This window comes from Achromobacter sp. JD417 (genome assembly GCF_041879325.1).
Taxonomy (GTDB): Bacteria; Pseudomonadota; Gammaproteobacteria; order Burkholderiales; family Burkholderiaceae_B; genus Achromobacter; species Achromobacter mucicolens.
The window spans coordinates 737,369-760,939 of sequence record NZ_CP087159.1 but is presented as its reverse complement, the minus strand read 5'-3'; the positions used below and the strand labels follow the sequence as shown (position 1 = coordinate 760,939).

The window sequence follows — 23,571 nt, the reverse complement described above, 5'->3', positions numbered from 1 at the left end:
AGCTCAGGCGCGCTGCGCCACGTCCGCGACGGGCGCGCCCGTCATGTCCGCCAGCTGGGCCGGCGTCAGGTTGAACACGGTATGCGGATGGCCGGCGGCGGCCCACAGGCTTTCGTACTTGAAGAGGTCCGCGTCCAGCAGCATGACCGGCTTGACGGCGTGGCCGATGGGGCAGACGCCGCCGATGGCATAACCTGTCATGTCGCGCACGAAGCGCGCATCGGCCTTGGCCAGTTCGCCGACCTGCGCCGCGACCTTGGCTTCGTCCACACGGTTGGCGCCGCTGGCGATGACGAGCACCGGCGCGTTGTCGGTGGCGCGGCGGAAGATGATGGACTTGGCGATCTGGGCGACTTCGCAGCCCAGCCCCGCGGCCGCCTCGGCCGAGGTCTTGCCCGTCTGGGGCAGCACCACCACGGGTTTGTCATGCCCCAATTCCACGAGCAGACGCGCAACGCGCTGAGCGGATTCCGGCAAGGCGGCGATGGATTCTGGCGACATCGTTGAAAACTCCGTTCAAGAAAACTGGCCCGCGCGCGGACGGCGCCGGCGGGGCGCAGACGAGTGTATCAGCGTCCGGCCCGGCGGCCGTGCGCCGATGCCGGGCTAGAATGCGGACCTGGCTACACGTCCCGATCCCCATGCGTTCCGAACCCGTTTTGCCTTTGCAGACCGCGCCCATCGGCGGTTATGCCATGTCCTACACCGAGTACGGCAGCGGCACGCCGCTGGTGCTGGTACACGGCTCCCTGTCCGACAGCCGCTACTGGAAGTCGCAGATGGCGCCGCTGGGGCGTTCGTTCCGGGTGCTGGCCGTGTGCCTGCGCCGCTATTGGCCCGAGACCTGGGACGGCGAGGGCGGCGGCTTTTCGGTCGAGCAGCACGCCAGCGACGTGCTGGAATTCATCGACACGGTGGCAGGCGGCCCGGCCCATCTGGTGGGCCACTCTCGCGGCGGGCGTGTCGCCCTGGAAGCCGCCCTGCGTCAGCCGCAATCGCTGCGCAGTCTTACGCTGGCGGATCCTGGCCTGCAGTTGCCCGGGTGCGTCGACGAACGTGGGGGCTTTCGCCAACGCGCCCTGACGCTGATCCGGCAAGGCGACATCGAGGAAGGGTTGGCGCTGTTCGTGGACACGGTGACCGGCCCCAACACCTGGCAGCGCATGGTGCCGTGGTTCAAGGAGATGGTGCGGGACAACGTGGGCACGCTCTTCGGTCAGGTGGACGAACGGCCGGATACCCTGACGCCCGAGCAGATCGGCGGCGTGACGATGCCGGTGCTGCTGATCGGCGGCGCACTGAGCCCGGCGCCCTATCCCGCGGTGCTCGATGCGCTGGCGCAATGGCTGCCGCAATCCCGCCGCATCGACATCGTGGGCTCTTCGCACGGCATGAACCTGGGCAACCCCCGCGCCTTCAATGGCGCCATCCAGGAATTCATCGGCGGTTGATCCGCGCGGTCAGGGCTCGACCGACGGCGTGTGCTTCAGGCGCCGCAGCACAAACGTGGAACGGCTGTGCCGCACGCCGCGCAGCTTGTACAGGCGCTTGCGCAGGAATTCCTCGTAGCCTTCCGTGCCCGCCACGGCAACCTTGATCAGGTAGTCGTATTCGCCCGTGACCAGAAACGCCTCGACCACTTCGGGCAGGCGGCTGATTTCCTCGCCAAAGCGCGCCAGCGTGTCGTCGTCGTGGTGCTCAAGCGTGACTTCGATCATTACCGTGTCCGGCAGCCCCAGCGCCTTCTGGTTCAGCAAGGCCGCATAACCTTCGATTACCCCCGCCTCTTCGAGCGCCTTGACGCGGTTCCAGCAGGGCGTGGGCGACAGGCCGACCGTTTCGGCCAGCTTCAGGTTCGTCAGCCGGCCATCCGCGCGCAGGGCGCGCAGGATCTTGCGGTCGGTGTCATCGAGTTTGGGCAATGTGGGCATGGTTGACGGACTATTGAAGGAAGAATCCCTATCGCAGCGGATTTTACAGAAATTAGATTCTTCAAAGCGTCGCAAACCGGCGTGAATCAAGAAACCTATTTTGCGCATGACGCCGTAGACTTTCCTCAAGGCGCGCACCTATCCCGCGCGTCCCGATTCGGCGCTCACGCTGCGGCACAACCCGGCAGGTGCGCCGGCAGTTTTCACGCAGCAAGCCCGCGCGCCGATCCGCGCGGCTGGAAATCATGCCCCACGCAGCAGCACCCGCGAAATCCGGTCTCGGCCTATCCGGCGCCGTCATGCTTTTCGTCGCCCCCGCGCTCTTCGCCTCAAACATGGTTGCGGCCCGCTGGGCGCACGACGCCAACCTTCCCCCCGTCTTTCTCGCCTTCGGCCGCTGGCTGATTGCGCTGCTGATCCTGTTGCCGTTTGCCGCCCCCGCCTTGCGCGCCCATCGCCAGGCCTTGTGGCGCGGCCTGCCGGCGCTGTTGCCGCTGGCCGTGCTGGGCATGGGCGTGGCGGTGGCGCCGCAGTACATCGGTGCACAGACCACCAGCGCCACCAACATTGCGCTGATCTTTTCGTGCAGCCCGCTGCTGGTGACGCTGCTGGAAGCGGTGATCTGGCGCAAGCCGCTGTCAGCGCCCCGCGCGGCCGGCCTGGCGCTGGCGTTGGCCGGCGTGCTGGTGGTGCTGACGCGCGGCGACGCCCACGCGCTGGCGCGGCTGGCGTTCGGACAAGGAGACTTGTGGGTGTTGCTGGCCGCCACCGGCTGGGCGTTTTACACGGTGCTGCAAAAGCGCCTGACCCTGCCCGTGGTGCCCGACAGCGCGCGGCTCGCGACGATGATGCTGGGCGGCGCGCTGGCGTTGACGCCCTTTGCCGGCATTGAAGCGGCAGCCGGCATGGCGCCTGCGTGGACGGATCCGCGCCTGGCGGCGGTGCTGCTGTTCCTGGCGGTGGTGCCGAGCCTGGGCGCCTATTACGTCTATGGCCGGCTCATCAGCGTGGCCGGGCCCGCAACCGCGGGCCTGTCGATGTTCCTGGTGCCGGTCTACGCAGCGCTGCTGGCCTGGCCACTGCTGGGCGAGGCGCCGCAGCTCTTTCATGCCTACGGCTTTGCCATGATCCTGCTGGGCGTGAAGCTGGCCTCGTCGCGGCTGCGCCCTCAGGCGGCCGCAGCCGCCGCCTGAGGTCACGGCATGACGGTCAGCGGCCCGCGCCTTGGGCCGCCATGACTTCCTGCGCCACCTGGCGGGGCGCTTCGGCGTAGTGCTTGAACTCCATCGTGTACGTCGCGCGGCCCTGTGTCAGCGAGCGCAGCGACGTGGAGTAGCCAAACATCTCGGCCAGGGGCACCTCGGCGCGCACGACCTTGCCGCCGCCGCCCGCGATGTCTTCCATGCCCTGCACCATGCCGCGCCGCGACGACAGATCGCCCATGACGTTGCCGGTGAAGTCTTCGGGCGTCTCGACCTCGACCTGCATCATGGGTTCCAGCAGCACGGGATCGGCGCGCCGCATGCCTTCCTTGAACGCCATCGAGCCGGCCATCTTGAACGCGTTTTCGTTCGAGTCGACGTCGTGGTACGACCCGAAGAACAGCGTCACCTTCACGTCCACAACCGGATACCCGGCCAGCACGCCGGCGTTAAGGGCCTCGCGAATGCCCTTGTCGACCGCCGGGATGAACTCGCGCGGCACCACGCCGCCCTTGATCGCGTCGACGAACTCGTAGCCCTTGCCCGCCTCTTGCGGCTCGAGCTTGAGCACGACGTGGCCGTACTGGCCGCGGCCCCCCGACTGCTTGACGAACTTGCCTTCGACCTCGTTGCAGGTCTTGCGGATGGTTTCGCGGTACGCCACCTGCGGCTTGCCCACCGTGGCTTCCACGTTGAATTCGCGCTTCATGCGATCGACCAGGATTTCCAGGTGCAGCTCGCCCATGCCGGAAATGATGGTCTGCCCGGATTCCTCGTCGGTGCGCACGCGGAACGACGGATCTTCCTGCGCCAGGCGGCCCAGCGCGATGCCCATCTTTTCCTGGTCGGCCTTGGTCTTGGGTTCCACGGCCTGCGAAATGACGGGTTCGGGGAACACCATGCGTTCGAGGATGATGATGTGCGACGGATCGGTCAGCGTGTCGCCGGTGGTGACGTCCTTGATGCCGACCGCCGCGGCGATGTCGCCCGCATAGACTTCGGTGATCTCGCGCCGTTCGTTGGCGTGCATCTGCAGGATGCGGCCCAGGCGCTCTTTCTTTTCCTTGATGGGGTTGTAGACCGAGTCGCCCGACTTCACCACGCCCGAATACACGCGGAAGAACACGAGCTGCCCGACGAAGGGATCGGTCATGATCTTGAAGGCAAGCGCGGAGAACGGCTCGTTGTCGGTCGGATGACGCTCGATTTCATGGTCGCGCTGGTCATGGCCCTTGATGGCGGGCACATCCACCGGCGAGGGCATGTAGTCGATGACCGCATCCAGCATCGCCTGCACGCCCTTGTTCTTGAAGGCGCTGCCGCACAGCATCGGCACGATCTCGTTGGCGATCGTGCGGGCGCGCAGGCCTTCCTTGATTTCCGCTTCGGTCAGCGGTTCGCCGGACAGGTATTTTTCGAGCAGGGTTTCGTTGGCTTCGGCGGCCTTTTCGACCATCTTCTCGTGCCATTCCTGCGCCTGGTCCTGCATCGCCGCGGGGATGTCCACGTACTGGAACTTCACGCCCTGGCTGGCGTCGTCCCAGATGATGGCCTTCATCTTGACCAAATCGATCACGCCCTCGAAGTGGTCTTCGGCGCCCACCGGCAACTGGATGGGCACGGCATCGCCCTTCAGGCGCTCGGCGATCTGGCGCTGCACGCGCAGGAAGTCTGCGCCGACGCGATCCATCTTGTTGACGAAGGCCAGCCGCGGCACCTTGTATTTGTTGGCCTGGCGCCAGACGGTCTCGGACTGCGGCTGCACGCCGCCCACGGCGTCATAGACCATGACGGCGCCGTCCAGCACGCGCATGGAGCGTTCGACCTCGATGGTGAAGTCGACGTGGCCCGGCGTGTCGATGATGTTGATGCGGTGCTCGGGATAGTTGCCCGCCATGCCCTTCCAGAAGGCGGTGGTGGCGGCCGACGTGATGGTGATGCCGCGTTCCTGCTCCTGCTCCATCCAGTCCATCACCGCCGCGCCGTCATGGACCTCGCCGATCTTGTGGGTGATGCCGGTGTAGAAGAGGATGCGCTCGGTGGTCGTCGTTTTGCCTGCGTCAATATGGGCGCTGATGCCGATATTGCGATAAAGCTCGATGCGCGTCTTGCGGGTCATGGCCTCTTCCTACGGTTGGATGAAGATGCGTAAATATTACGCGCCGTGCGGCAAGATACAAGCCTGAATCGGCCCGCTGACACGAGTTTGGCGGGTCCATGAGTTTGGCCCCGCCATACCAACGTATAAGCGTATGCGCCAGGCATGAAAAAGCCCCTCTGACAGAGGGGCCTTGGCGCATGCGGTGGCGCGCTATGCGCACCAAGTTGGCGCGCAATTACTTCTTGTCTTCCTTGACGCGATAGACCAGCACGGCAGTGGTGGCCAGCGAGAGCACCTTGGCGGTAACGCTGCCCAGCAGCAGGCGCGACAGGCCGCTGCGGCCGTGGCTGCCGATGAAGATCAGATCGCAGCCGGCGTCGGTGGCGGCCTGAACGATGCCGTCAGCCACGTTGAAGTTGGACACGGCGCGCGCTTCGACCTTGACGCCAGCGGTATCGGCACGGTCGCTGATCTGCTTGAGGTACTTGTCGGCTTGCTCGGCGGAGGCCTTTTCGTAGTCTTCGTCGGTGATGGCGTAGGCCGCGGCCATGCCGTCAAAACCGATGGTGGCCGCGAAGGGCTGCGTCACGTAGAGGGCGACGACTTCGGCGCCGACTTCGCGCGCGAAGCAGATACCGGCGTTGGCGGCTTGCGCCGAGAGCGGGGAACCGTCGGTGGGAATCAGGATCTTCTTGAACATCTTGCCTGCTCCTGTGTTGGAGGAATCTTTATGCTACCGGAAAGCCGCCGGGCCGACATCAGCCGAACCGGCGGCCTTGACGAGGGTCAAGGCGGGGTTTATCCCAACTGCTGGGCAGCCGCGAACAGGTTGGTGCAGCGGGTGCCGGTGCGGCAGTATGCCAGGACCGGGCCCGGCAGGGTGCGCAGCAGTTCCGCAAAGCGGGCGACGTCGGCGGCCGTCATGGCGCTGCCCACGACGGGCTGATATTCGATCTGCAGGCCGGCTTGCTGCGCGGCGCGCGACACGTCGGCGGCGGTGGGCTGGTCCGGACCGCCTTCAAAATCGGGGCGGTTGATGATGACGCTCTTGTACCCGGCGGCGGCCACGTCGGCCATGTCGTCGGGGCCCAGTTGCGGGGCGACGGCAAAGTTCTGGGTAAGGGGCTTGATGGGTGCGGACATGACGGTTCCTTCGGTGACTGGGCGATCTGGCTCGGAATTATTGATTGTAGGACCCGTTTTGCGCGAACAGTTTTTCCAGTTCGGCCCAGATGCCCCGGTGGTCGGCAATCGAAACCGAAAAGCGCAGCATGGTCGACGGCGCCTGCGTCGGCGAGAACAGCGTCCCCGGCGCGAGCAGCATGCCGCGGTCTGCGGCCTCGCGCGCCAGCACCTCGGAATCCCGGCCGCAATCGGCCCAGACGAACATGCCAGCGTGCGCCTCGTGCGGGATGGTCAGGCCCAGTTTCAGCAAGCCCTTCATGCAGCGCTGGCGCGCGTCGTCGACCCGCTGTCGCACGCGTTCGATATGGCGCCGGTACTGCCCTTCCATGAGGACGCGGTGCACGACGCGCTCGCCCAGTTCGGGTGAAGTCAGACCCGCCAGCATCTTCAGGTCGGCCAGCTTCTGCAGCAGTTCGGCATTGGCCGCCACATAGCCCACGCGCAGGCTGGCCGCCAGCATCTTGGAGTATCCCCCCACGAAGATGACGCGGTTCAGCCGATCCAGGGCCGCGAGCTTGATGGCGCCGCCGGGATGCAGCTCGCCGTAGGTGTCGTCTTCGACGACCATGAAATCGTGGCGTTCGGCGATGCGCAGGATGCCATAGGCGGCGCCGGCGGACAGCGTGTGGCCGGTGGGGTTGTGAACCGATCCGTTGATGATGAAAAGCTTGGGCTTGTGCTGCGCGGCCAGTTGCTCAAGCAGGTCGAGGTCCGGGCCGTCGGGGCCGCGCGGCACGCCGATCAGGCGGGCGCCAAAGGCGGCAAGGCGGCCGAAGATCACGAACCAGGCCGGGTCCTCGACCAGGACGGTATCGCCCGGCTTGACCAGATGGCGCGCGATGAGATCCAGCCCGTGGGTGACGCCGTTGGTCGTGAGCAGGTTGAGCTCGGGATGGGCCGGCACGCCCTCGTTCTGCAGCACCGCGGCGATCTGCTGGCGCAGGGGCGCAAAACCCTGGGGGCTGCCGTAGCTGACGAGGTTGGCGCGCACTGAACGGCCCACCGCGCGCACGGCGCCAGCCACCATGTCGGGATCCAGCCAGTCGGCCGGCAGGAGGCCCGCCCCGCCCGGCATGCCCGGCGCGTTGGATTCCCGGAACATGCTGCGCAACAGCCAGGCGATATCCACCCGCGCGGGCGGCGCGAGCGTGTTGGGTGCGGCGGCGGCCACCGCCGTCAGCGGGCCGCTGCGCGCCTTCACGAAAAACCCCGCGCCCCGGCGCGATTGCACCAGCCCGCGGGCCACGAGGCGGTCGTAGGCCTCGACCACGGTGAAGCGGCTGACGCCCGACTGTTCGGCCATCTTGCGGATGGACGGCAGGCGCGTGCCGGGCCGCAAGCCTTGCTCGTCGATGCGGCGGGCCAGGCCATCGGCCAGTTGCGCCACCAGGGTGGCATCGGCCTGGCGCACGGGCTGCCAGGGCATGGAAGGAGAGGACGGAGCAACTGTCATGGAGATTTGACCAGGCCAGTGATTAAAGTGACACGCCATTGTGTACCGGTACTGTACTGATGGCTGTGCGTAGAGTGACAGCAATGCCGAAAGCCTGCAACCGCAGGCGCGGCCATTGAGACTTTTTGGTGCTGTCATGACCCGTCCCGCGCTCTTGCCGTCGCCTTCGGCCGCTTCCGCCGCCTCGTCATCCCTGTGGGAGGGATACGGCTACGGTTTCCTGGGCGTGCTGGTGTTTTCGCTGACGCTGCCCATGACCCGCGTGGCGGTGGCCGAACTGGCGCCGCTGCTGGTGGGACTGGGCCGCGCGCTCATCGCCGCGCTGCCCGCCGTGGCCCTGCTGTGGCTAACCCGCAGCCGCCGGCCCAATCGCGCGGAATGGCCGGGCGTGATCCTGGCGGCGCTGGGCATCGTCGTGGGCTGGCCGCTGGCCTCGTCGATCGCGATGCAGACGGTGCCTTCGTCGCAAGGCGCGGTCTTCAACGGCCTGCTGCCGCTGTCCACCGCCGCCTTTGCCGCGCTGCGCAGCGGTGAAAGGCCTTCCGCCGCCTTCTGGGGCTGGGCCGTCGCGGGCGCCGCGCTGGTTACCGCTTATGCGCTGCGCCAGGGCGAAGGCACGCTGACCGCCGGCTACCTGTGGCTGCTGGTGGCCGTGGTGCTGGGCGGCATGGGCTACGCCGAGGGCGCGCGCGCCTCGCGCACGCTGGGCGGTTGGCGCACAATATGTTGGGCGCTTGCCATCAGCGCACCCGTGGTGGCCCTGCCGGTCGGCTGGATGGCCGCGCAGCAGCCCCACTGGCCCAGCTCGGACGTCATCGCTGCCTGCGCCTACCTGGCCTTCGGCTCGATGTTCCTGGGATTTTTCGCCTGGTACCGCGGCCTGGCCGCCGGCGGAATTGCCCGGGTCGGACAAGTGCAATTGCTGCAACCCTTCCTTACCGTCGTGGCCGCTGCTTTGCTGTTTGGCGAAACCGTGGAGGCGACGACGTTCGTGTTTGCCGCCGCCGTGATCGCCGTTATTGCCGGCGGACGCCGCGCCATCGTGAGGACCCCGAAATGAACCTGCTTCCTGCCAATTGGGCCGACGTCCCGCTGGCCTCGCTTTCCCTGCTGGGCCCGCTGGCGTTGTTTGCGCTGGTCAGCTCGATCACGCCCGGCCCCAATAACGTCATGCTGGCATCGTCGGGGCTGAACTTCGGGTTCCGGCGCAGCGTGCCGCATCTGCTGGGCGTGAACCTGGGCTTCACGCTGATGATCTTTCTGGTGGGCGTCGGCCTGGGTTCGGTCTTTCAGCAGACGCCCGCCCTCTATACCGTCCTGAAGTACGCCGGCGCGGCCTATCTGCTGTACCTGGCGTGGAAGATCGCCAACTCCGGCCCGCTGGACGAGGGCGAGGCGCGCGGCAAGCCGTTCACGTTCCTGCAGGCCGCCGCCTTTCAGTGGGTCAATCCCAAGGCCTGGGTGATGGCGGTGGGGGTGGTGGCAACCTACACGCCGCAGAACGGCTTCTTCGCCAACCTGGTGATCGCGACGCTGGTGTGCGGCGTCGTCAACCTGCCCAGCATCGGCATCTGGGTGACCTTCGGCACGGCCCTGCGCCGCGTGCTGCACCGGCCCGCCGCCATCCGCGCCTTCAATGTGGGCATGGCCCTGCTGCTGGTTGCCTCGCTATATCCCGTCGCGCTGGAACTGCTCCACTGACCCGCCGTTCAGGCCAGCAGCCCCACCACCACGGCCGGCGTGACCAGCACGTTGAACAGGCCCGCCATCACCATCACCAGGCCCGCGACTGCGCCCTCTTCGGCGGCCAACTCGCGGGCCTTGGCCGTGCCCGCCCCGTGCGCCCCCATGCCGAATAACGCGCCGCGCGCCAATGCCGAGCGCAGCGGCAGCCACCGGCACATGAGCTGGCCGATGGCCGCGCCAAACACGCCCGTCACGATGACGAAAACGGCCGTCAGGTCGGGCACGCCGCCCACGTGGGACGACACCGCCACGGCAAACGGCGTGGCGACCGAACGCGGCAGCAGGCTGAGCCGCAGGTCCGGCGGCAAGTCCAGCAGGCTGCCCAGCAGCCATGCGCTGGCGCCCGCGATGCCGCTGCCCACCGCCACCCCGGCGGCCAGCACCGGCCAGTAGCGCCGGATCAGCGCGCGCTGCTGATACAGCGGCAAGGCGAACGCCACGATGACCGGGCCCAGCATGGCCATCAGCCAGTGCGAGCCGGACATGTATTCGCGATAGCCGGTATGCAGCAGGATGGCCAGCGTCAGCAGGAGCGCGGGCGCTACGACCAGCGTGGACGTCCACCAGTAGGCATAGCGGCGGTAGAACAGACGCGCGCAGACGTAGGCGGCGACCGTCGCGGCTGGCCAGAAAAGCAGGTTGAATTCAGGCCGCATGGCGGTTCATCCAGCGGTAGCAAAGATCGATGGTCAGCGCCGTGCCTGCCATGACGAGCGCCGTGCCCAGCAGGATGACCGCCAGCAGCTTGACGCCCAGCAGCCCCAGGAATTCACGGTGGTCCAGCAGCGACATGACCGCCGGCACGAAGAAGAGCAGCATTTCGCCCAGCAGCCAGCTTGCGCCGCGCTGCACATTGCGCACGCGCAGCCGGCGCGTCGCCAGCAGCAGGAGCACCAGCGCCATTCCGATGACGCCGCCGGGCACCGGCAGGCCCGAGGCCTGCGCCACCGCCTGCCCCGCCAGGGAAAAAAGAACGATCAACGCGATCTGGAGCAGACGGCTGCGGCGCAGCGCGCTGCGCAAAAGGATGGAAGGGCGAAAGCGGGTCATGAGACGAAATCCGGCGGCAAGGTTCCGTTGTACGCCTGCGGCAGGCATAGATAAAATGAATTCGATGAATCCCTTCTATTCCAATCAGGCATAGCCATGGAACTGCGTACGCTGCGCGCCTTGGTCGAAGTCGTCCGGCAAGGCGGTTTTTCCCAGGCGGCGAAGGTCGTCCATGCCACCCAACCGACGGTCAGCAAGGCCGTGCGTCAACTCGAAGATGAACTGGGCATGCCGCTTCTGGACCGGCAGGCGCAGCCGTTAAGGCTGACGGCGGCCGGCGAGATCGTGTACCGGCGCGCCATCGCCATGTTGGCCGAACGCGACGACCTGCGGGCCGAGCTGGACGATCTGAAGGGCTTGAAGCGCGGCGTGCTGCGCCTGGGCCTGCCGCCGCTGGGCAGCAGTTCTTTGTTCGCGCCGATGTTCGCGCGCTTTCGCAGCCGCTATCCCCGCATCGAGATCAGTCTGGTGGAACATGGCAGCCGCCGCCTCGAAGAGATGGTGATGGCCGGCGAAATCGAACTGGCCGGGTCGCTCAAGCCCGTGCCCGACCATTTCGAATGGCAGCCGGTGGCACGTGAACCGCTGGTCGCCCTGATGCCCGCCGACCACCCGAAGGCGCACGCGGCGTCCGTGGGGCTGCACGACCTGCGCGACTCGCCCTTCATCCTGTTCGAGAGCGGCTTTGCCTTGAATCGCATCATCCACGACGCGTGTCAGCGGGCGGGCTTCGTGCCGGCCATCGCCGCGCGCAGCGGCCAGATCGATTTCATCGTGGCGCTGGTGGCCGCGGGGCTGGGCGTCGCCTTCCTGCCGCGCATCACGGCAGACGTGGCGCTGCACGCAGGCGTGGCGCGCGCGCCCTTGCGCGATACGGGGACGGACTGGGAAATGGTGCTGGTGTGGCGCCGCGGCGGCTACCTGTCCTACGCCGCGCAGGCTTGGCTGGCGTTGACGCGCGAGGTGCATCCCGGCACCCCGTGACGGCGCCGGGCCGGCCGCGCCGGAGTATGCTGATGCCGGAACCCAACCCGACTTGCCGGGTCAGACCCTTCATGCCCGCCTTGCCCCGCTTCTCCGCCCGCCGACTGTTTGCCGCCGCCGTGCTCACCGCCGCCGGCGTGGTCGGTTGCACGCAACTGGATTCCTGGCAACGCCAGACCATTTTTTCGCCGCAATCCGAGCCGCAATCGTGGTGGCGGGACCCCGCCGCCGGGACGCAGGTGTACGACCTGACGCTGGAAAACGGCGACAAGGTGCGTGCCTGGTATCTGGAAAGCCCCAAGCCGGGCGCCCCCACCGTCCTGTATCTGCATGGCGCGCGCTGGAACCTGAACGGCAGCGCGTTCCGTATCGACGGCTGGAGCCGGATGGGATATTCCATGCTGGCGATCGACTATCGCGGCTTTGGCGCCTCCACGCCACGCCTGCCGTCCGAGGAAAGCGCGCTGCAGGACGCCATGGCGGGCCTGAAGGAACTGGCGCGGCTGCAGCCCGATCCGGCGCGCCGCTTCGTGTACGGGCACAGCCTGGGCGGCGCAATCGCCATCGACCTGGCCTCGCGTCCCGAGCAGCCGGACTTTGCCGGCCTGATCGTGGAATCCAGCTTCACCAGCATCGGCGCGATGCTGGCCACCCTGCGCTGGGGCAACGTGCCCGGCGCCAGCCTGCTGGTCACGCAGCCGTTTGCCTCGGTGGACAAGCTGGCCCAACTGCACACGCCGATGCTGTTCATGCACGGCACCGCGGACCGCGTGGTGCCGCACACCATGAGCGACGAGCTCTTTGCGGCCGCCCGCAACGTGGCGCCGGACTTGAAGCGGCTGGTCAAGATTGAAGGCGCCTCGCATTCGGGCGCCTTCCGCAGCGGCACGCAGTACGAAACCGCCGTCAAGACCTTCATGCAGGACGCCCGCCAGGCCTACCAGCGCAAGAAGGGTTGAGCCTTTATGCCCCGGCGGCGGCAGCGCCGCGGCGCGACAGCCAGGCGATCACGCGGGGACGCGCGCGGTCGTAGGCCAGGTTGTAGAAGAAGGCATAGGGCAGATAAAACAGCACCAGCGCGATATCCAGCACGAAGGCCTCCCACAGGCTGATGCTGAGCCACCAGGCCGCCAGCGGGATCACGATGAGGATCAGGCCGAACTCAAAGCCGAACGCATGCGCCACGCGCACCCGAAAAGTGCGCGTCCAGCCAAAACGGTTCTCGATGCGGTCAAAGCCCGCGTTGTAGATCATGTTCCACACCAGCGCGATCCAGGCGATCACCGCGGTCAGCACGCCCATTTCAAACAGGGATTTGCCCATGGCCCAGGCCGCCACGGGGGCACACAGCCCGATGGCGATGATTTCGAACAGGAAGGCGTGGAGGAATCTTTCTTTGAGGGTTTTCTTGGCTTGCGTCATGACCCACCTGCGGTCGGTTTGCTTCGGAGTGACGGCATTTTCCACGCCTATTCCGTTACGATAAAGATCATATCCATCGGAAAATCCGATACTCCGACCCGTCACCGCCATGCGTCATTCCCTTGAATCCCTGGCCGCCTTCGCCCAGGTAGCCGCCGAAGGCTCTTTCTCGGCCGCGGCCCGCAAGCTGGGCAAAAGCCAATCCACGATCAGCGAAACCATCGCCAACCTGGAGGTGGATCTGAACGTCACGCTGTTCGATCGCAGCCAGCGCCAGCCCGCGCTGACCGCCGCGGGCAAGGTGCTGCTGGGACAGGCCATGCAGGTGCTGGCCGCCAACGACCGGCTGAACCGCAGCGCCAGCCAGTTGTCCGAAGGCCTGGAACCCCGGCTTACGGTCGTGCTGTCCGACACCTTCCAGTCGCGCACGTTCGAAACCATGCTGAGCCAGATCGACAAGCGCTACCCGGCCCTGCGCTTCGAATGCCTGATCGCGGAATACGAGGACGTGGTGGCACTGGTGCAGCAAGGCCGAGCCCACCTCGGACTGATGGCCGCGCAGGACACCTACCCGCCGGACGTGGCGCATGCGTGCCTGGCCGAAGGCTCGGAAATCGTCCTGTGCGTGGGACGCTCGCATCCGCTGGCCAGCCTGCCGTCGATCACGTCCGACCACCTGAAGACCGAACGCGAACTGCGCCTGAGCACGTACGAGCTGGATGACAAGGACGCCACGCCCGCACATGCGACGTGGTCGGCGCCCGGCTACCTGATGCTGCTGGAAATGGCCAGCCTGGGATTCGGCTGGACCGAACTGCCGCGCTGGATGATCCAGCGTTTTGGCGGCGATCAGCTCGTGGAACTGAAGGTGCCGGGATGGCCGCGCCGGATCCACGTCGACGCGGTCTGGTCGACCCGGCGCGCGCTGGGCCGGGCGGGCGCATGGCTGCTGGAAAGCCTCACGCGGGGATAGCGCGCCCCACTACCGGCAATTCGTGATCGGCGCGTGTCAACGCCAGGCGCGTGATGCGCACGCCGTTGGCGTCCAGCCAGTCACCCAGCTTGGGGCTGGCCAGCACGTCGAATTCGGCACGGCGCTGGCGCGCCATCGCGCTGTCCTGCTCGTTGCTTCTAGCAAATCCCAACGCCGGATGGCACATGACGAGGTCGCCCTCGCGCGCATTGAACAGCCAGGTCTGCAAGAGCTGCGCGTAGCGGCGCTGACCGCCGTCGAACGCATACACGCCCAACAGGCGCCGGTTGGTCCGCAAGCCGCTTGAACGGGCCTCGCGCGCCAGCGCCGACGCGCCCAACGCGCCGATCACATGCGCCTTGAACGATTCCTTCAGCGGAATGCCGCATTGCATGCCGGGCGCCGTCTGGCGCAACCAGGGCCTTTGCGTCCCGTAACGCTGCGCGAGCCGCGCCAGGACGCGCTTGCGGATGCCGGGCAATTGATGCACGTGCTGATGCCCGTCGACATAGTCCGGCGCGCGGCCGAACGCGGCTTCGAAAGCGTCGAACTGTTCATCAAGCCGCGCATCGATCCAGGAGGCATCGAGCCGGCCCGCATAGGCCTTCAGGATCAACGCGCCGAGCGAAGGCAGCGGTTCGGCATCCGCGCCCAGCGTTTCCGAGAAGTTCAGATGCAGGCCGATGTCCACATCCTGCGCCGCCAGCCTGGGCGCATTGGCGGCGAACGTGGGGCCCAACGAGAGGCAGCTGACCGCGCTGACCCGCCGTATGCCGGCCAGCGCAATCATGCCCTCATCGACGTCCGCATTCATGCCAAAATCATCACCGCACACCACGACGCGCTTGCTCATCAACGTCTCTCCATTCAGCTCTTCGACACATTCCCCATGCGCACCCTCATCCGGCAGATCAGTCTTTTCGTCGCCGTCGGCTGCGCTGCCGCCGCAACGCATTGGGCCGTTGCCGTGGGCTGCGTCGAAGCGTTCGGCGCACCGCCGCTGGCGGCCAACCTGATCGGCTGGCTGAGCGCCTTCGTGGTGTCCTTCAGCGGCCATTACCGGCTCACGTTTCGACATTCGCTCATACCCTGGACCGTAGCGGCCCGTCGTTTCTTTTTTATTTCAGCGATCGGCTTTGCGATCAACGAATCTGCCTATGCCTGGTTGCTGCACGCCACCGACGTCCCTTACGACACGTTGCTGGCGCTGATCCTCATCGGCCTGGCGTTCGGCACCTTCATCGCTAGCCGGCTGTGGGCGTTCCGGCACAAACCCGCTGCCTGAGCGCCGCGCCCGCGTCCACGCGCCACATCGCATGCCGGGCGCTCGTCACGACGGGCGCCAGCCCTTGCAGCGGCAGGTAGATGGCGCCATCGCCATGACCGCCCCACACCCAGAACCGCGCCCCGTCCGGCGCCGCGCATAGCGTGGCGTTGAACTGCTCGGCGCTGATCAGCACCTGTTTGCCGGTGACCGGATCGAACTTCGCGGCGTCGTACAGCTCCTTGCGCCAGTTGTCGCGCACCGGCACCTCGGGATTGAGCCAGTCGTCCACGACCCAGGTGGGTCGCGGGGCGCGCGCGTAAAGCGCCAGGTCGAAGGGATAGGCGTGCAGCGACACGAAGGTATCGTCCGGCCGCGCTTCCTGCCGCACGACCTGGGCGAGCGGCGCGGCGCTGCCCTTCGCATTGAATGCGGCGATGCCCACGGCGATGACACAGATCCCGGCGGCGACCGCGGCGCTGATGCGCACCAGCCGCGGCGTCGTCAAACCGTTTTCGCTGCGCCACGCTGCCAGGATGACCTCCGCCAGCAGAAACGCGAGCGGCGCCAGCGCAGGCAGCACATAGCCAATCAGCTTGGAATGCGGCAACGAAAAGAACACCACCACCACGGCGAACCACACCGCGGCCAGGCGCCGCAGGCTGCGCGCCGGCCCCGCGGTCCAGAACGCGCGGCGCAGGATGCCGCCGCCCCATAGCGACCACGGCAGGCTCAATCCGGCCAGCACGGGCAGGTAGAACCAGAACGGCTGGGCATTGTTGAAACCGGCGGCCGCGAAGCGCTGGAAATGCTGGTAGACGAAGAAGTAGTCGTAAAAGCCCGGAAACCGCACCTGCATCAGCACGAACCACGGCGCCGCCACCGCCAGGAACACCAGCAGCGCCGGCGGCCAGACCAGCGCCCTAAGCCCGCGCCAGCGCCGCTCCCAGACCAGCCACAGCAACAGGATGGCGCCGGGCAGCACCAAGCCGATCAGCCCCTTGGCCAGGACTGCCAGCGCGGCCAGCGCGCCAGCCGCCACGGACATCGCGCGCCACCGTTCGCCACGCTCGACGCGCAACACGGTTTCCGCGGCAGCCAGCACGCACAGCGTGATGAGACCGGCGACCAGCATGTCCAGGTTGGCAAACTGCGCGCCGCCGTAGAAGAACGGCACGGTGCAAAGGACCAGCACCGTCAACGAGGCGGCCGCCGCGTCGCGATGCCGGAGCACGAATACGTACAACCCGGCGGCCGCGCTCCACGCGGCCAGCCACGACGGCAAGCGCGCCGCCCACGGATGCACGCCGAACACGGAAAACGACAGTTCGGTCAGCCAGTAATACAGCGGCGGCTTGTGAAAGTACGGCATGCCGTCCAGCAGCGGGACGGCGTGCGAGCCGCTGCGCAGCATGTCCCAGGCGACGCCGGCGTAACGCCCTTCGTCAGGCAGCGTCAGCGGCCGCATCCACGCCAACCAGGCCAGCCAGATTCCCGCGGCCAGCAGCAGCCATCCTGCCGGCGGGGTCCATTCGGAGCGCGCCGGCTTCTCAAGGTTGGCCATCATCAGCCCTGCGCCTTGCCGGCGGGACCGCCTCGGGTGCGTCGCACGACAAATAGCGGACGGCCCTTCACTTCGTCGAAGATGCGGGCGACATATTCGCCCACGACGCCCAGCGAGATCAGGTTGACGCCCGCAAAGAACAGCACTGCCGTCACGATGGTCGTCCACCCGGATACGGCGTTGCCGGACATCAGGTAGTCCACCACCAGGAATCCCGCATAGGCCAGCGCCAGGACGGCAAACGCCACGCCCACCAGGCTGACCATGCGCAGCGGCCAAGTCGTAAAGGCAGTCAATCCGTCCAGCGCCAGACGGAACAGGCGCAGACCGCTGTAGGTGCTGGTGCCGTGCATGCGCTCGTCGGGCGTGTACGGCAGGGCCTCGCCCTTGAACCCGACCCAGGCATACAGACCTTTCATGAAACGGGTGCGCTCGGGCAGCGCAATCAGCGCGTCGACCACGCTGCGGTCCATCAGCCGGAAGTCGCCGGCGTGCGCCGGCACCTGCACGCCGCGCGCATTGCTGAGCAACTGATAGAACCAGCGCGCGCCCGAGCGCTTGAGCCAGGATTCGTCGGCGCGGTCGCGCCGCACGGCGTACACCATTTCAGCGCCGGCAGACCAGCGCGCGAGCATCAGCTCGATCAACGCGGGCGGATGCTGCAGGTCGGCGTCCAGGCAGATCACCACGTTGCCGGTGGAGGCCTCCAGGCCCGCGCTCAGCGCGGCTTCCTTGCCAAAATTGCGCGACAGCTGCACATGGCGAAAGCCCTCGTGCTCGGTCCATTCCGACATCAGCGCTTCGGTGCCGTCGGTGCTGCCGTCGTCGGCCACGATGATTTCCCAGCTCGTGCACAAGGCCGACAGCCGGTTGCGCAAGAGCGGCAGCAGCACGCGCAGGTTCTCGCACTCGTTCAGGCACGGAATGACGCAGGTAACACGGGTGTCATACGGCACGTCGGCCGTCTGCGGCGGCCACACGGAACGCAGGGGCAGAGGCTTACCCAACACCTGCGGCGCTGGGGGGTCGGACCGGAACTGGATGTGCATGAGACTTTGATTGGACGGAATGCGGGGCACGATGCGGTGCAGTATGCGCAGGGGCTCGTCGAATTTTCATGAAATGCCGGCGTGCCCCCGATCGTTACAATGGCGGGCAGTTTTCAGGCTTAGACACGTCATGCAATATCAAGTCCGTCCCATGCTGGCCAGCGATGTGGACGCCATCCTCCAGGCCCAGGCCCTCGCCTATCCGCAGTTCCTGCTGGAGAGCGCCGGCTTTTTCCTGAACCGCCTCGCGCTTGCGCCGCACTATTGCTGGGTTGCCCAGCCGGATGCGCCAAGCAACTCCGCCGCAGTGTTGGGCTATCTGATTTCCTATCCGTGGGACGCGGGCCTGCCGCCCGCCCTGGATGTGCCGCTTTCCGCGCTGCCGCCGCGGGCCGATCACTGGTTCCTGCATGACTGCGCGGTCGTGCCAGCAGCGCAGGGCTTGGGCGTGGGCCAGGCGCTGGTGGGCGCCGCCGCCGCGCGCGCCGTGGACAACGGCCTGACGCGCGCCAGCCTGGTGTCCCTGGCGTCGGCGGCCGGCTACTGGCTGCGGCATGGGTATGCGCCGCTTGCCCCGCAGCCTCCCGGCCTGGCCGAGAAACTCGCCGGCTATGGCGCAGGCGCCAGTTACATGTCGCGCGCCTTTCCCTTCCCGGCCTCAACCCCCGCACGCGCCTGATCGAGCCGTCTTTCAAAACGTGTACAGCCACGCTTTGCCGGACGTAAGATAGGTCCGCAGTCCGCAAACGATGCGGCGGCAAAACGGTCTGAAAACGCGGTTTGATTACGGCTTGAAATCGGTTTGAACAGTCTGGCTTGCTGCGCCCCGGCGGGGCGCGAAGGTTCATATGATCTCCCTTTCGCCCGTCCAATCCCTTCTCGCCTGCTGCCTCGTGCTCGTCATCGGACGCGTCATGACCACGCGCATCGGCGTCCTGGCGCGCTACAGCATTCCGGACCCCATCGTGGGCGGGCTGCTGTTCGCCGTGCTGGCCTACCTGCTGTCCACCTGGGGCGGCGTCGCCGTTTCACTGGAAACCAGCATCAAGCCCACGCTGCTGCTCCTGTTCTTTGGCTGCATCGGGCTCACCGCCAACCTGAAGCTGCTGGCCCGGGGCGGCCCCCGCCTCATTGCCTTCCTGCTGGCGCTGATCCCCTTTCTCGTCTTGCAGAATGCCGTCGGCCTGGGCATGGCCTGGCTGCTGGACATGCACCCGCTCATGGGACTGCTGGGCGGCACGATCACGCTCGTGGGCGGACACGGCACCGGCGCGGCCTACGCGACACGCTTTGCCGACTTCAACAACATCCAGGACGTCATGCCGCTGGCCATGACTGCAGCGACGCTGGGCCTGGTGCTGGGCGGCGTCGTGGGCGGACCCGTGGCGGAATGGATCATGCGCCGCCACAAGGTGTCGGGCAGCCTTGACCATACCGCGGCTCAAGGCGACCAGCCCGCCGACCTGAACGAAGATAACCAGCCGCCGACGGCCGGGACGTTCATCCTGTCCATGACCGCGGCGTTCGTCTGCCTGGTGGTCGGCGGCGTCCTGGCGGCGCTGGTGGAAGACGCGCCCGTCAGCCTGCCCAACTTCCTGTGGTGCCTGGCCACCGGCGTGCTCATCCGCAACGCGGGTCCGCTGGTCGGCATCCGGTTGGACGACCGGGCCACCGAGATCATCGGCACGATCTCGCTGTCGCTGTTCCTGGGCATGACGATGATGACGCTGGACCTGTCCAGCGTCGCGCGGCTGGCCGGCCCGCTGGCGTTGATGCTGGCGGTGCAGACGCTGGTGTGCGCGCTCTACGCCGCCTGGGTGGTGTTCCGGCTGCTCAAGCGTGACTACGAGGCGGCGATCATGTCCGCCGCCTTCTGCGGCTTCGCGATGGGCGCCACGGCCACCGCCATCGCCAACATGCAGGCCCTCACGCGCCGTCATGGCCCGGCGCCGGAAGCGTTCATCGTGGTCCCCGTCACCGGGGCTTTCCTGGTGGACATCCTGAACGTGATCGTCCTGAGCTCGCTGATCTCCTTGCCATTCGTGGGAGGGATGTAGCCATGTTCAAGAAAATTTTGATGGTGTTGCTGTGCGCGATGCTGGCCGCCTGCGGCCGCGCACCCGATGCTGACGCCTTGCGCGCCGACGTCACTCGCAGCCTTGAAGCCACCTATGGAAAGGACCTGTTTCGCATCGCCAATCTCAAACGGATGGGCTCGGCCACGGACAGCACCGCCCCGGCCGGCGAAACCCGCCGCGTCGTGTATTACGACGTCGACCTGGAACTGACCCGCGACATTTCACTGGGCGCATGGGACCAGCCCGGCGCGGCGTCGCTGGTGACGCTGCTGGGCGCGGGCCCGCGCAGCATCAGCGGCGTGAAGTCCGGCGGCAACAAGGCCGGCGATCGCATCATCGCCCATGCCAGCGCCATCTACCGCGAAGAAGGCGGCACGTGGAAGCTGGTGACGCCGGCCGGCTTCAAGGCGGCCGAAGCGCCGTCGCTGGACACCGGCGCGCCGCCCCCGGTCACGCGCCAGTTGCTGGACACGCTGGACCAGATCACGCATTCGGTGACCTACAGCGCCTCCAGCACGGCCCAGCACGTCGTGCAGCAGGAGCTGGAACGCTCGGTGGCGCGCATCAACGGCCGCCTGTCCCGGCTGCAGCAGGGTTACCCACTGGCTGGCGGCCCGGACCGCGGCGAGTACCTGGCGTTTGCGCGCGCCCTGAGCGACGTCGCCCGAAAACGCCAGATCCGGGTGTCGCCACTCATCACCGGCGGCGGGGCCGACAACATTGCGCTCCTGCGCAGCGGCGACGCCGTCGTCGGCCTGGCTCAGGCCGACACGGCGCGGCTGGCCTATGAAGGCGCGGGTCCCTTCGCGGGGCAAGGCCCCTTCCCCGGTCTGCGTGCCCTGGGCAGCCTGTACCCGGAACTGGTCCATATCGTCGTGCGTGACGACCCCGCGCTGCGCGGCGTGCGGGATCTCAAGGGCAAGACGATCGCGCTGGGGCCGGAAGGATCGGCCGTGCGCGAGACGCTGCAAACCGTGCTGGCGGCGCATGGCCTGCAGGCGGGCCGCGATTACAAGGTGTCCGACTCGCCTTTCGTCGCCGCCCTGCCGCTCCTGCATGCTGGCACGGTCGACGCCGCGGCCCAGGTGATCGGCGTGCCGGCCACTCCGCTGCGCGATGCGCTGATTCCGGCGCAGCTCAAGCTGCTGCCGCTGGACCCGGACGCCATCAAGACCCTCACGTCCGGGGACAGCGTGCTGATGCCGCTGGACATCGCGGCCGGCACCTACCCCAATCAGACACAGCGCATTCCGACGGTGGGGGTGGCGGCGCTGATGCTGACCACCACCGACCTCACGCGCGACGAAGCGCTTGTCGTGGTGCGCGCCGTCTACCAGGCCGGGCAGGACCTGCTGGCGGCCGGTTCGGCACAGGGCTCGCAGGTGTCTGCGGCCACCGCCCGGCTTGGCCTGAGCGTGCCGCTGCACGACGGCGCCGAGGAAGGCATCGCCCAACTGGAGCACGCCAAACCGCGCTGAGCCGGGTTGCGTCTATGATGGCGCTCCCTATCAGGAAATCCGATGAACAAATTCGACCTCCAAAAGAACCAGGCCCTGAAGCTGGCCGGCCAACTCAAGCAATCGGCCACGCCGGACCGCTTCGGCGCCGCTTCCCAGATGCCCGACCGCCGCGAACAGCGCAAGCTGGATCAGGCCGCCGGCCTGGTCCCCTTCCCCCTGAAACTGTCGCAAGCGCAGGCCGACAAGCTGCGCGCCGCCGCCGCCGAACGCGGCGTGTCGACCAATGACCTCGTGGCCGAGGCGCTTGAGAAAGCGCTGGGCGCGTAAGCGCGATGCACATCTGGGTCGACGCGGACGCCTGTCCGGCCGTCATCAAGGACATCCTCTTTCGCGCCGCGCAGCGCTGGCAGATGCCGCTGACGCTGGTGGCCAACCAGGCGCTCTACACCCCGCCATCGCCGCTGATCCGTGCCGTGCAGGTGCCGCGCGGCTTTGACGTGGCTGACGCGCACATCGTGGAGCGGGCGGAAACGGGCGATCTCGTCATCACCGGCGACATTCCGCTGGCCGCGCAGGTGCTTGAGAAAGGCGCCATGGCGATCAATCCTCGCGGCGAACGCTATTCGACGGAGACGATCCGCGAACGGCTGGCGCTGCGGGACATGATGGAGGAACTGCGCGCCAGCGGCGTGGACACGGGCGGCCCGTCGTCCTTCAGCCAGTCCGACCGCAAGGCGTTTGCAAACCAGCTGGACACGCTGCTTGCGCGCGTGGCCCGGCAGCAGGCGCAAAAAAACTGAAGCCGCCGGCGGCGGGGTCAAGAAAAGGTGATGTAGGCCTTGTAGATGATCGCGCCGATGGCGGTGACCAGGCCAAGGCCCATCAGGGTCATGCCAAGATTGCGGTCACGAAACCCGAAGCCGATCAACATGAGCGCCACGCCCGTGCAAATGATGATGAGCATGGTATTGGTGTGCGGACTCATGGCCTTCTCCTGTTTGCTTGGCAGTCAATCGCCGATTTATTGATGATAGACAGGCGTGGAACAGGCTTGGCGCAACCGCAGTACCGCCGGGTTGCGCCAGATCAGAGAAAGAGTAATGAATCAAAAACAAAAAAGCCAACCGATGAAGGTTGGCTTTTTGCTTGCTGCCCGAAGAACAAGACCGGCATTGCGAAAAACCTGCTGCGAACTGGCCATTGTCTTTTGGGGCACCTCAAAGGCTTGAGCGCCTTGGAAGGTCTTTGGTGGGTAGTACTGGGTTCGAACCAGTGACCCCTGCCGTGTGAAGGCAGTGCTCTACCACTGAGCTAACCACCCCGAAAGAGGCGAAATAATAGCACGAATTTTTAAACGTGCGCAAGTCGCCTTTGATAACTTCTTATGCGGCTGCCGCGATGGGCGCATCGACCTTGCGCCACACGCACTCGCCACCCACGCTCTTGTCCAGTGCGGCAAGGTAAGCCTCGTGTTCGGCAAGTTCTTCGGCGCTGGCCGTGATGACCGGCAGACCCGAGGCGTCGAACCGGGCAAGCACCATGCCGCCGCCGCTGACGCCGGCGCTATCGTCCACATCGATGAGCAGCGCATCCTGGCCACGCGTCATCGCCAGCCAGACTTCAGCCAGAAGCTGCGAGTCCAGCAATGCGCCGTGCAGCGTGCGGTGCGCGTTCGAGATACCGAAGCGGTCGCACAGCGCATCCAGCGAATTGCGCTTGCCCGGGAACAGCGACCGGGCGTGCAGCAGCGAGTCGGTGACGGTCTCGCAGAATTCGGTGATGGGACCGTGGCCGATCTTTGCGAGTTCGGCGTTGAAGAACTTCACGTCGAACGCGGCGTTGTGCGCGATCAGTTCGGCGCCCTGGATGAACTTGACGAATTCGTCCGCGACTTCGGCAAAGCGCGGCTTGTCCGACAGGAACTCGGTGGTCAGCCCGTGCACCGCCAGCGCCTCGGGATCGCTGTCGCGGTCCGGGTTCAGGTAGATGTGCAGGTTGTTGCCGGTAGGCGTGCGGTTGACGATTTCCACGCAGCCGATTTCGACGATGCGATGACCCTGTGCAGGGTCCAATCCGGTGGTTTCCGTGTCAAAGATGATCTGGCGCATA

28 protein-coding genes and 1 tRNA gene are annotated in these 23,571 nt (G+C 66.7%); 14 read left to right on the top strand and 15 right to left on the bottom strand.

What is annotated here, in order from left to right:
* Positions 1-3 precede the first annotated feature (3 nt).
* A complete protein-coding gene (locus tag LN047_RS03440; protein ID WP_373981165.1) occupies positions 4-501 on the bottom strand; it encodes a YbaK/EbsC family protein in 498 nt (165 codons plus the stop codon).
* Positions 502-641: 140 nt separating this feature from the next.
* Between LN047_RS03440 and LN047_RS03435 the strand changes: the two genes are divergently transcribed.
* Positions 642-1,451, top strand: coding sequence for an alpha/beta fold hydrolase (locus LN047_RS03435; protein ID WP_142051233.1), 810 nt, complete (start codon positions 642-644; stop codon positions 1,449-1,451).
* Between the two features lie 9 nt (positions 1,452-1,460).
* Here the strand turns inward: LN047_RS03435 and LN047_RS03430 are convergent, their stop codons facing one another.
* The gene (locus LN047_RS03430; protein ID WP_056327897.1) at positions 1,461-1,931 is read right to left on the bottom strand and encodes an Lrp/AsnC family transcriptional regulator; all 471 of its coding nucleotides are present in this window, start codon (positions 1,929-1,931) and stop codon (positions 1,461-1,463) included.
* 299 nt (positions 1,932-2,230) lie between these two features.
* Here LN047_RS03430 and LN047_RS03425 point away from each other — a divergent pair, with 299 nt between their 5' ends.
* Entirely contained in the window at positions 2,231-3,124 is an 894-nt protein-coding gene (locus LN047_RS03425) for a DMT family transporter (RefSeq protein ID WP_373981164.1), read from the top strand.
* 16 nt (positions 3,125-3,140) lie between these two features.
* On the opposite strand, the gene fusA is transcribed toward LN047_RS03425, so the two are convergent.
* The 4 genes from fusA to LN047_RS03405 form a co-directional block, all read right to left on the bottom strand.
* Positions 3,141-5,252, bottom strand: a complete 2,112-nt coding sequence (gene fusA / locus LN047_RS03420) for an elongation factor G (RefSeq protein WP_056327895.1) — start codon at positions 5,250-5,252, stop codon at positions 3,141-3,143.
* A 217-nt stretch (positions 5,253-5,469) separates the two neighbouring features.
* The gene (locus LN047_RS03415) at positions 5,470-5,934 is read right to left on the bottom strand and encodes a universal stress protein (RefSeq protein ID WP_056327894.1); all 465 of its coding nucleotides are present in this window, start codon (positions 5,932-5,934) and stop codon (positions 5,470-5,472) included.
* Between the two features lie 98 nt (positions 5,935-6,032).
* Positions 6,033-6,377: a TIGR01244 family sulfur transferase gene (locus tag LN047_RS03410; protein WP_056327893.1), complete on the bottom strand. Its 345-nt coding sequence runs from the start codon at positions 6,375-6,377 to the stop codon at positions 6,033-6,035.
* 37 nt (positions 6,378-6,414) lie between these two features.
* On the bottom strand, positions 6,415-7,830 hold the full coding sequence (locus LN047_RS03405; RefSeq protein ID WP_373982103.1) for a PLP-dependent aminotransferase family protein: 1,416 nt from the start codon (positions 7,828-7,830) through the stop codon (positions 6,415-6,417).
* 178 nt (positions 7,831-8,008) lie between these two features.
* Here LN047_RS03405 and LN047_RS03400 point away from each other — a divergent pair, with 178 nt between their 5' ends.
* Positions 8,009-8,932: a DMT family transporter gene (locus tag LN047_RS03400; protein WP_152383372.1), complete on the top strand. Its 924-nt coding sequence runs from the start codon at positions 8,009-8,011 to the stop codon at positions 8,930-8,932.
* Positions 8,929-9,573: a LysE family translocator gene (locus tag LN047_RS03395; protein WP_373981163.1), complete on the top strand. Its 645-nt coding sequence runs from the start codon at positions 8,929-8,931 to the stop codon at positions 9,571-9,573. The genes LN047_RS03400 and LN047_RS03395 overlap by 4 nt, the downstream gene beginning before the upstream one ends.
* 8 nt (positions 9,574-9,581) lie before the next feature.
* Here the strand turns inward: LN047_RS03395 and LN047_RS03390 are convergent, their stop codons facing one another.
* Both LN047_RS03390 and LN047_RS03385 read right to left on the bottom strand, forming a co-directional pair.
* Positions 9,582-10,274: an LrgB family protein gene (locus LN047_RS03390; RefSeq protein WP_056327889.1), complete on the bottom strand. Its 693-nt coding sequence runs from the start codon at positions 10,272-10,274 to the stop codon at positions 9,582-9,584.
* Positions 10,264-10,668 (bottom strand): CidA/LrgA family protein, encoded by a 405-nt coding sequence (locus LN047_RS03385; RefSeq protein ID WP_373981162.1) that lies wholly within the window; start codon positions 10,666-10,668, stop codon positions 10,264-10,266. The genes LN047_RS03390 and LN047_RS03385 overlap by 11 nt, the downstream gene beginning before the upstream one ends.
* 96 nt (positions 10,669-10,764) lie before the next feature.
* Between LN047_RS03385 and LN047_RS03380 the strand changes: the two genes are divergently transcribed.
* On the top strand, positions 10,765-11,652 hold the full coding sequence (locus tag LN047_RS03380; protein ID WP_373981161.1) for a LysR family transcriptional regulator: 888 nt from the start codon (positions 10,765-10,767) through the stop codon (positions 11,650-11,652).
* A 71-nt stretch (positions 11,653-11,723) separates the two neighbouring features.
* The gene (locus LN047_RS03375; RefSeq protein ID WP_334168070.1) at positions 11,724-12,611 is read left to right on the top strand and encodes an alpha/beta fold hydrolase; all 888 of its coding nucleotides are present in this window, start codon (positions 11,724-11,726) and stop codon (positions 12,609-12,611) included.
* A gap of 4 nt (positions 12,612-12,615) precedes the next feature.
* On the opposite strand, the gene LN047_RS03370 is transcribed toward LN047_RS03375, so the two are convergent.
* On the bottom strand, positions 12,616-13,074 hold the full coding sequence (locus LN047_RS03370) for a multidrug/biocide efflux PACE transporter (RefSeq protein WP_142055844.1): 459 nt from the start codon (positions 13,072-13,074) through the stop codon (positions 12,616-12,618).
* Between the two features lie 109 nt (positions 13,075-13,183).
* Between LN047_RS03370 and LN047_RS03365 the strand changes: the two genes are divergently transcribed.
* A complete protein-coding gene (locus tag LN047_RS03365) occupies positions 13,184-14,047 on the top strand; it encodes a LysR family transcriptional regulator (RefSeq protein ID WP_373981160.1) in 864 nt (287 codons plus the stop codon).
* Here the strand turns inward: LN047_RS03365 and LN047_RS03360 are convergent.
* The gene (locus tag LN047_RS03360; RefSeq protein WP_373981159.1) at positions 14,034-14,900 is read right to left on the bottom strand and encodes a ChbG/HpnK family deacetylase; all 867 of its coding nucleotides are present in this window, start codon (positions 14,898-14,900) and stop codon (positions 14,034-14,036) included. The two genes, LN047_RS03365 and LN047_RS03360, sit on opposite strands and share 14 nt — an antisense overlap.
* Positions 14,901-14,936: 36 nt before the next feature.
* Between LN047_RS03360 and LN047_RS03355 the strand changes: the two genes are divergently transcribed.
* Positions 14,937-15,332 carry a GtrA family protein gene (locus LN047_RS03355; RefSeq protein ID WP_373981158.1) on the top strand — a complete coding sequence of 132 codons (396 nt, stop codon included), beginning with the start codon at positions 14,937-14,939 and terminating at the stop codon, positions 15,330-15,332.
* Here LN047_RS03355 and LN047_RS03350 read toward each other — a convergent pair.
* Both LN047_RS03350 and LN047_RS03345 read right to left on the bottom strand, forming a co-directional pair.
* Positions 15,292-16,875 (bottom strand): ArnT family glycosyltransferase, encoded by a 1,584-nt coding sequence (locus LN047_RS03350; protein WP_373982102.1) that lies wholly within the window; start codon positions 16,873-16,875, stop codon positions 15,292-15,294. The genes LN047_RS03355 and LN047_RS03350 overlap by 41 nt on opposite strands.
* Before the next feature lie 2 nt (positions 16,876-16,877).
* Positions 16,878-17,924 carry a glycosyltransferase family 2 protein gene (locus LN047_RS03345; protein WP_056327883.1) on the bottom strand — a complete coding sequence of 349 codons (1,047 nt, stop codon included), beginning with the start codon at positions 17,922-17,924 and terminating at the stop codon, positions 16,878-16,880.
* A 151-nt stretch (positions 17,925-18,075) separates the two neighbouring features.
* On the opposite strand from LN047_RS03345, the gene LN047_RS03340 reads away from it, so the two are divergent.
* The 5 genes from LN047_RS03340 (at position 18,076) to LN047_RS03320 (ending at position 22,262) form a co-directional block, all read left to right on the top strand.
* Positions 18,076-18,603, top strand: coding sequence for a GNAT family N-acetyltransferase (locus LN047_RS03340; protein WP_373982101.1), 528 nt, complete (start codon positions 18,076-18,078; stop codon positions 18,601-18,603).
* Between the two features lie 169 nt (positions 18,604-18,772).
* Complete coding sequence (gene gltS / locus LN047_RS03335; RefSeq protein ID WP_280003843.1) at positions 18,773-19,981, top strand: sodium/glutamate symporter; 1,209 nt, start codon at positions 18,773-18,775, stop codon at positions 19,979-19,981.
* Positions 19,982-19,983: 2 nt separating this feature from the next.
* Entirely contained in the window at positions 19,984-21,480 is a 1,497-nt protein-coding gene (locus LN047_RS03330) for a TAXI family TRAP transporter solute-binding subunit (RefSeq protein ID WP_373981157.1), read from the top strand.
* A gap of 42 nt (positions 21,481-21,522) precedes the next feature.
* Positions 21,523-21,789, top strand: a complete 267-nt coding sequence (locus LN047_RS03325; protein WP_056327879.1) for a hypothetical protein — start codon at positions 21,523-21,525, stop codon at positions 21,787-21,789.
* Between the two features lie 5 nt (positions 21,790-21,794).
* Positions 21,795-22,262, top strand: coding sequence for a YaiI/YqxD family protein (locus tag LN047_RS03320; protein WP_373981156.1), 468 nt, complete (start codon positions 21,795-21,797; stop codon positions 22,260-22,262).
* Between the two features lie 17 nt (positions 22,263-22,279).
* On the opposite strand, the gene LN047_RS03315 is transcribed toward LN047_RS03320, so the two are convergent.
* Positions 22,280-22,447: a hypothetical protein gene (locus tag LN047_RS03315; RefSeq protein WP_167427935.1), complete on the bottom strand. Its 168-nt coding sequence runs from the start codon at positions 22,445-22,447 to the stop codon at positions 22,280-22,282.
* 66 nt (positions 22,448-22,513) lie between these two features.
* Between LN047_RS03315 and LN047_RS03310 the strand changes: the two genes are divergently transcribed.
* Entirely contained in the window at positions 22,514-22,738 is a 225-nt protein-coding gene (locus LN047_RS03310) for a hypothetical protein (RefSeq protein ID WP_373981155.1), read from the top strand.
* Here LN047_RS03310 and LN047_RS03305 read toward each other — a convergent pair.
* Positions 22,709-22,783: transfer RNA gene (locus LN047_RS03305), tRNA-Val, on the bottom strand. The genes LN047_RS03310 and LN047_RS03305 overlap by 30 nt on opposite strands.
* Before the next feature lie 61 nt (positions 22,784-22,844).
* Positions 22,845-23,570 (bottom strand): DNA polymerase III subunit epsilon, encoded by a 726-nt coding sequence (gene dnaQ / locus LN047_RS03300; RefSeq protein ID WP_373981154.1) that lies wholly within the window; start codon positions 23,568-23,570, stop codon positions 22,845-22,847.
* Position 23,571 lies beyond the last annotated feature (1 nt).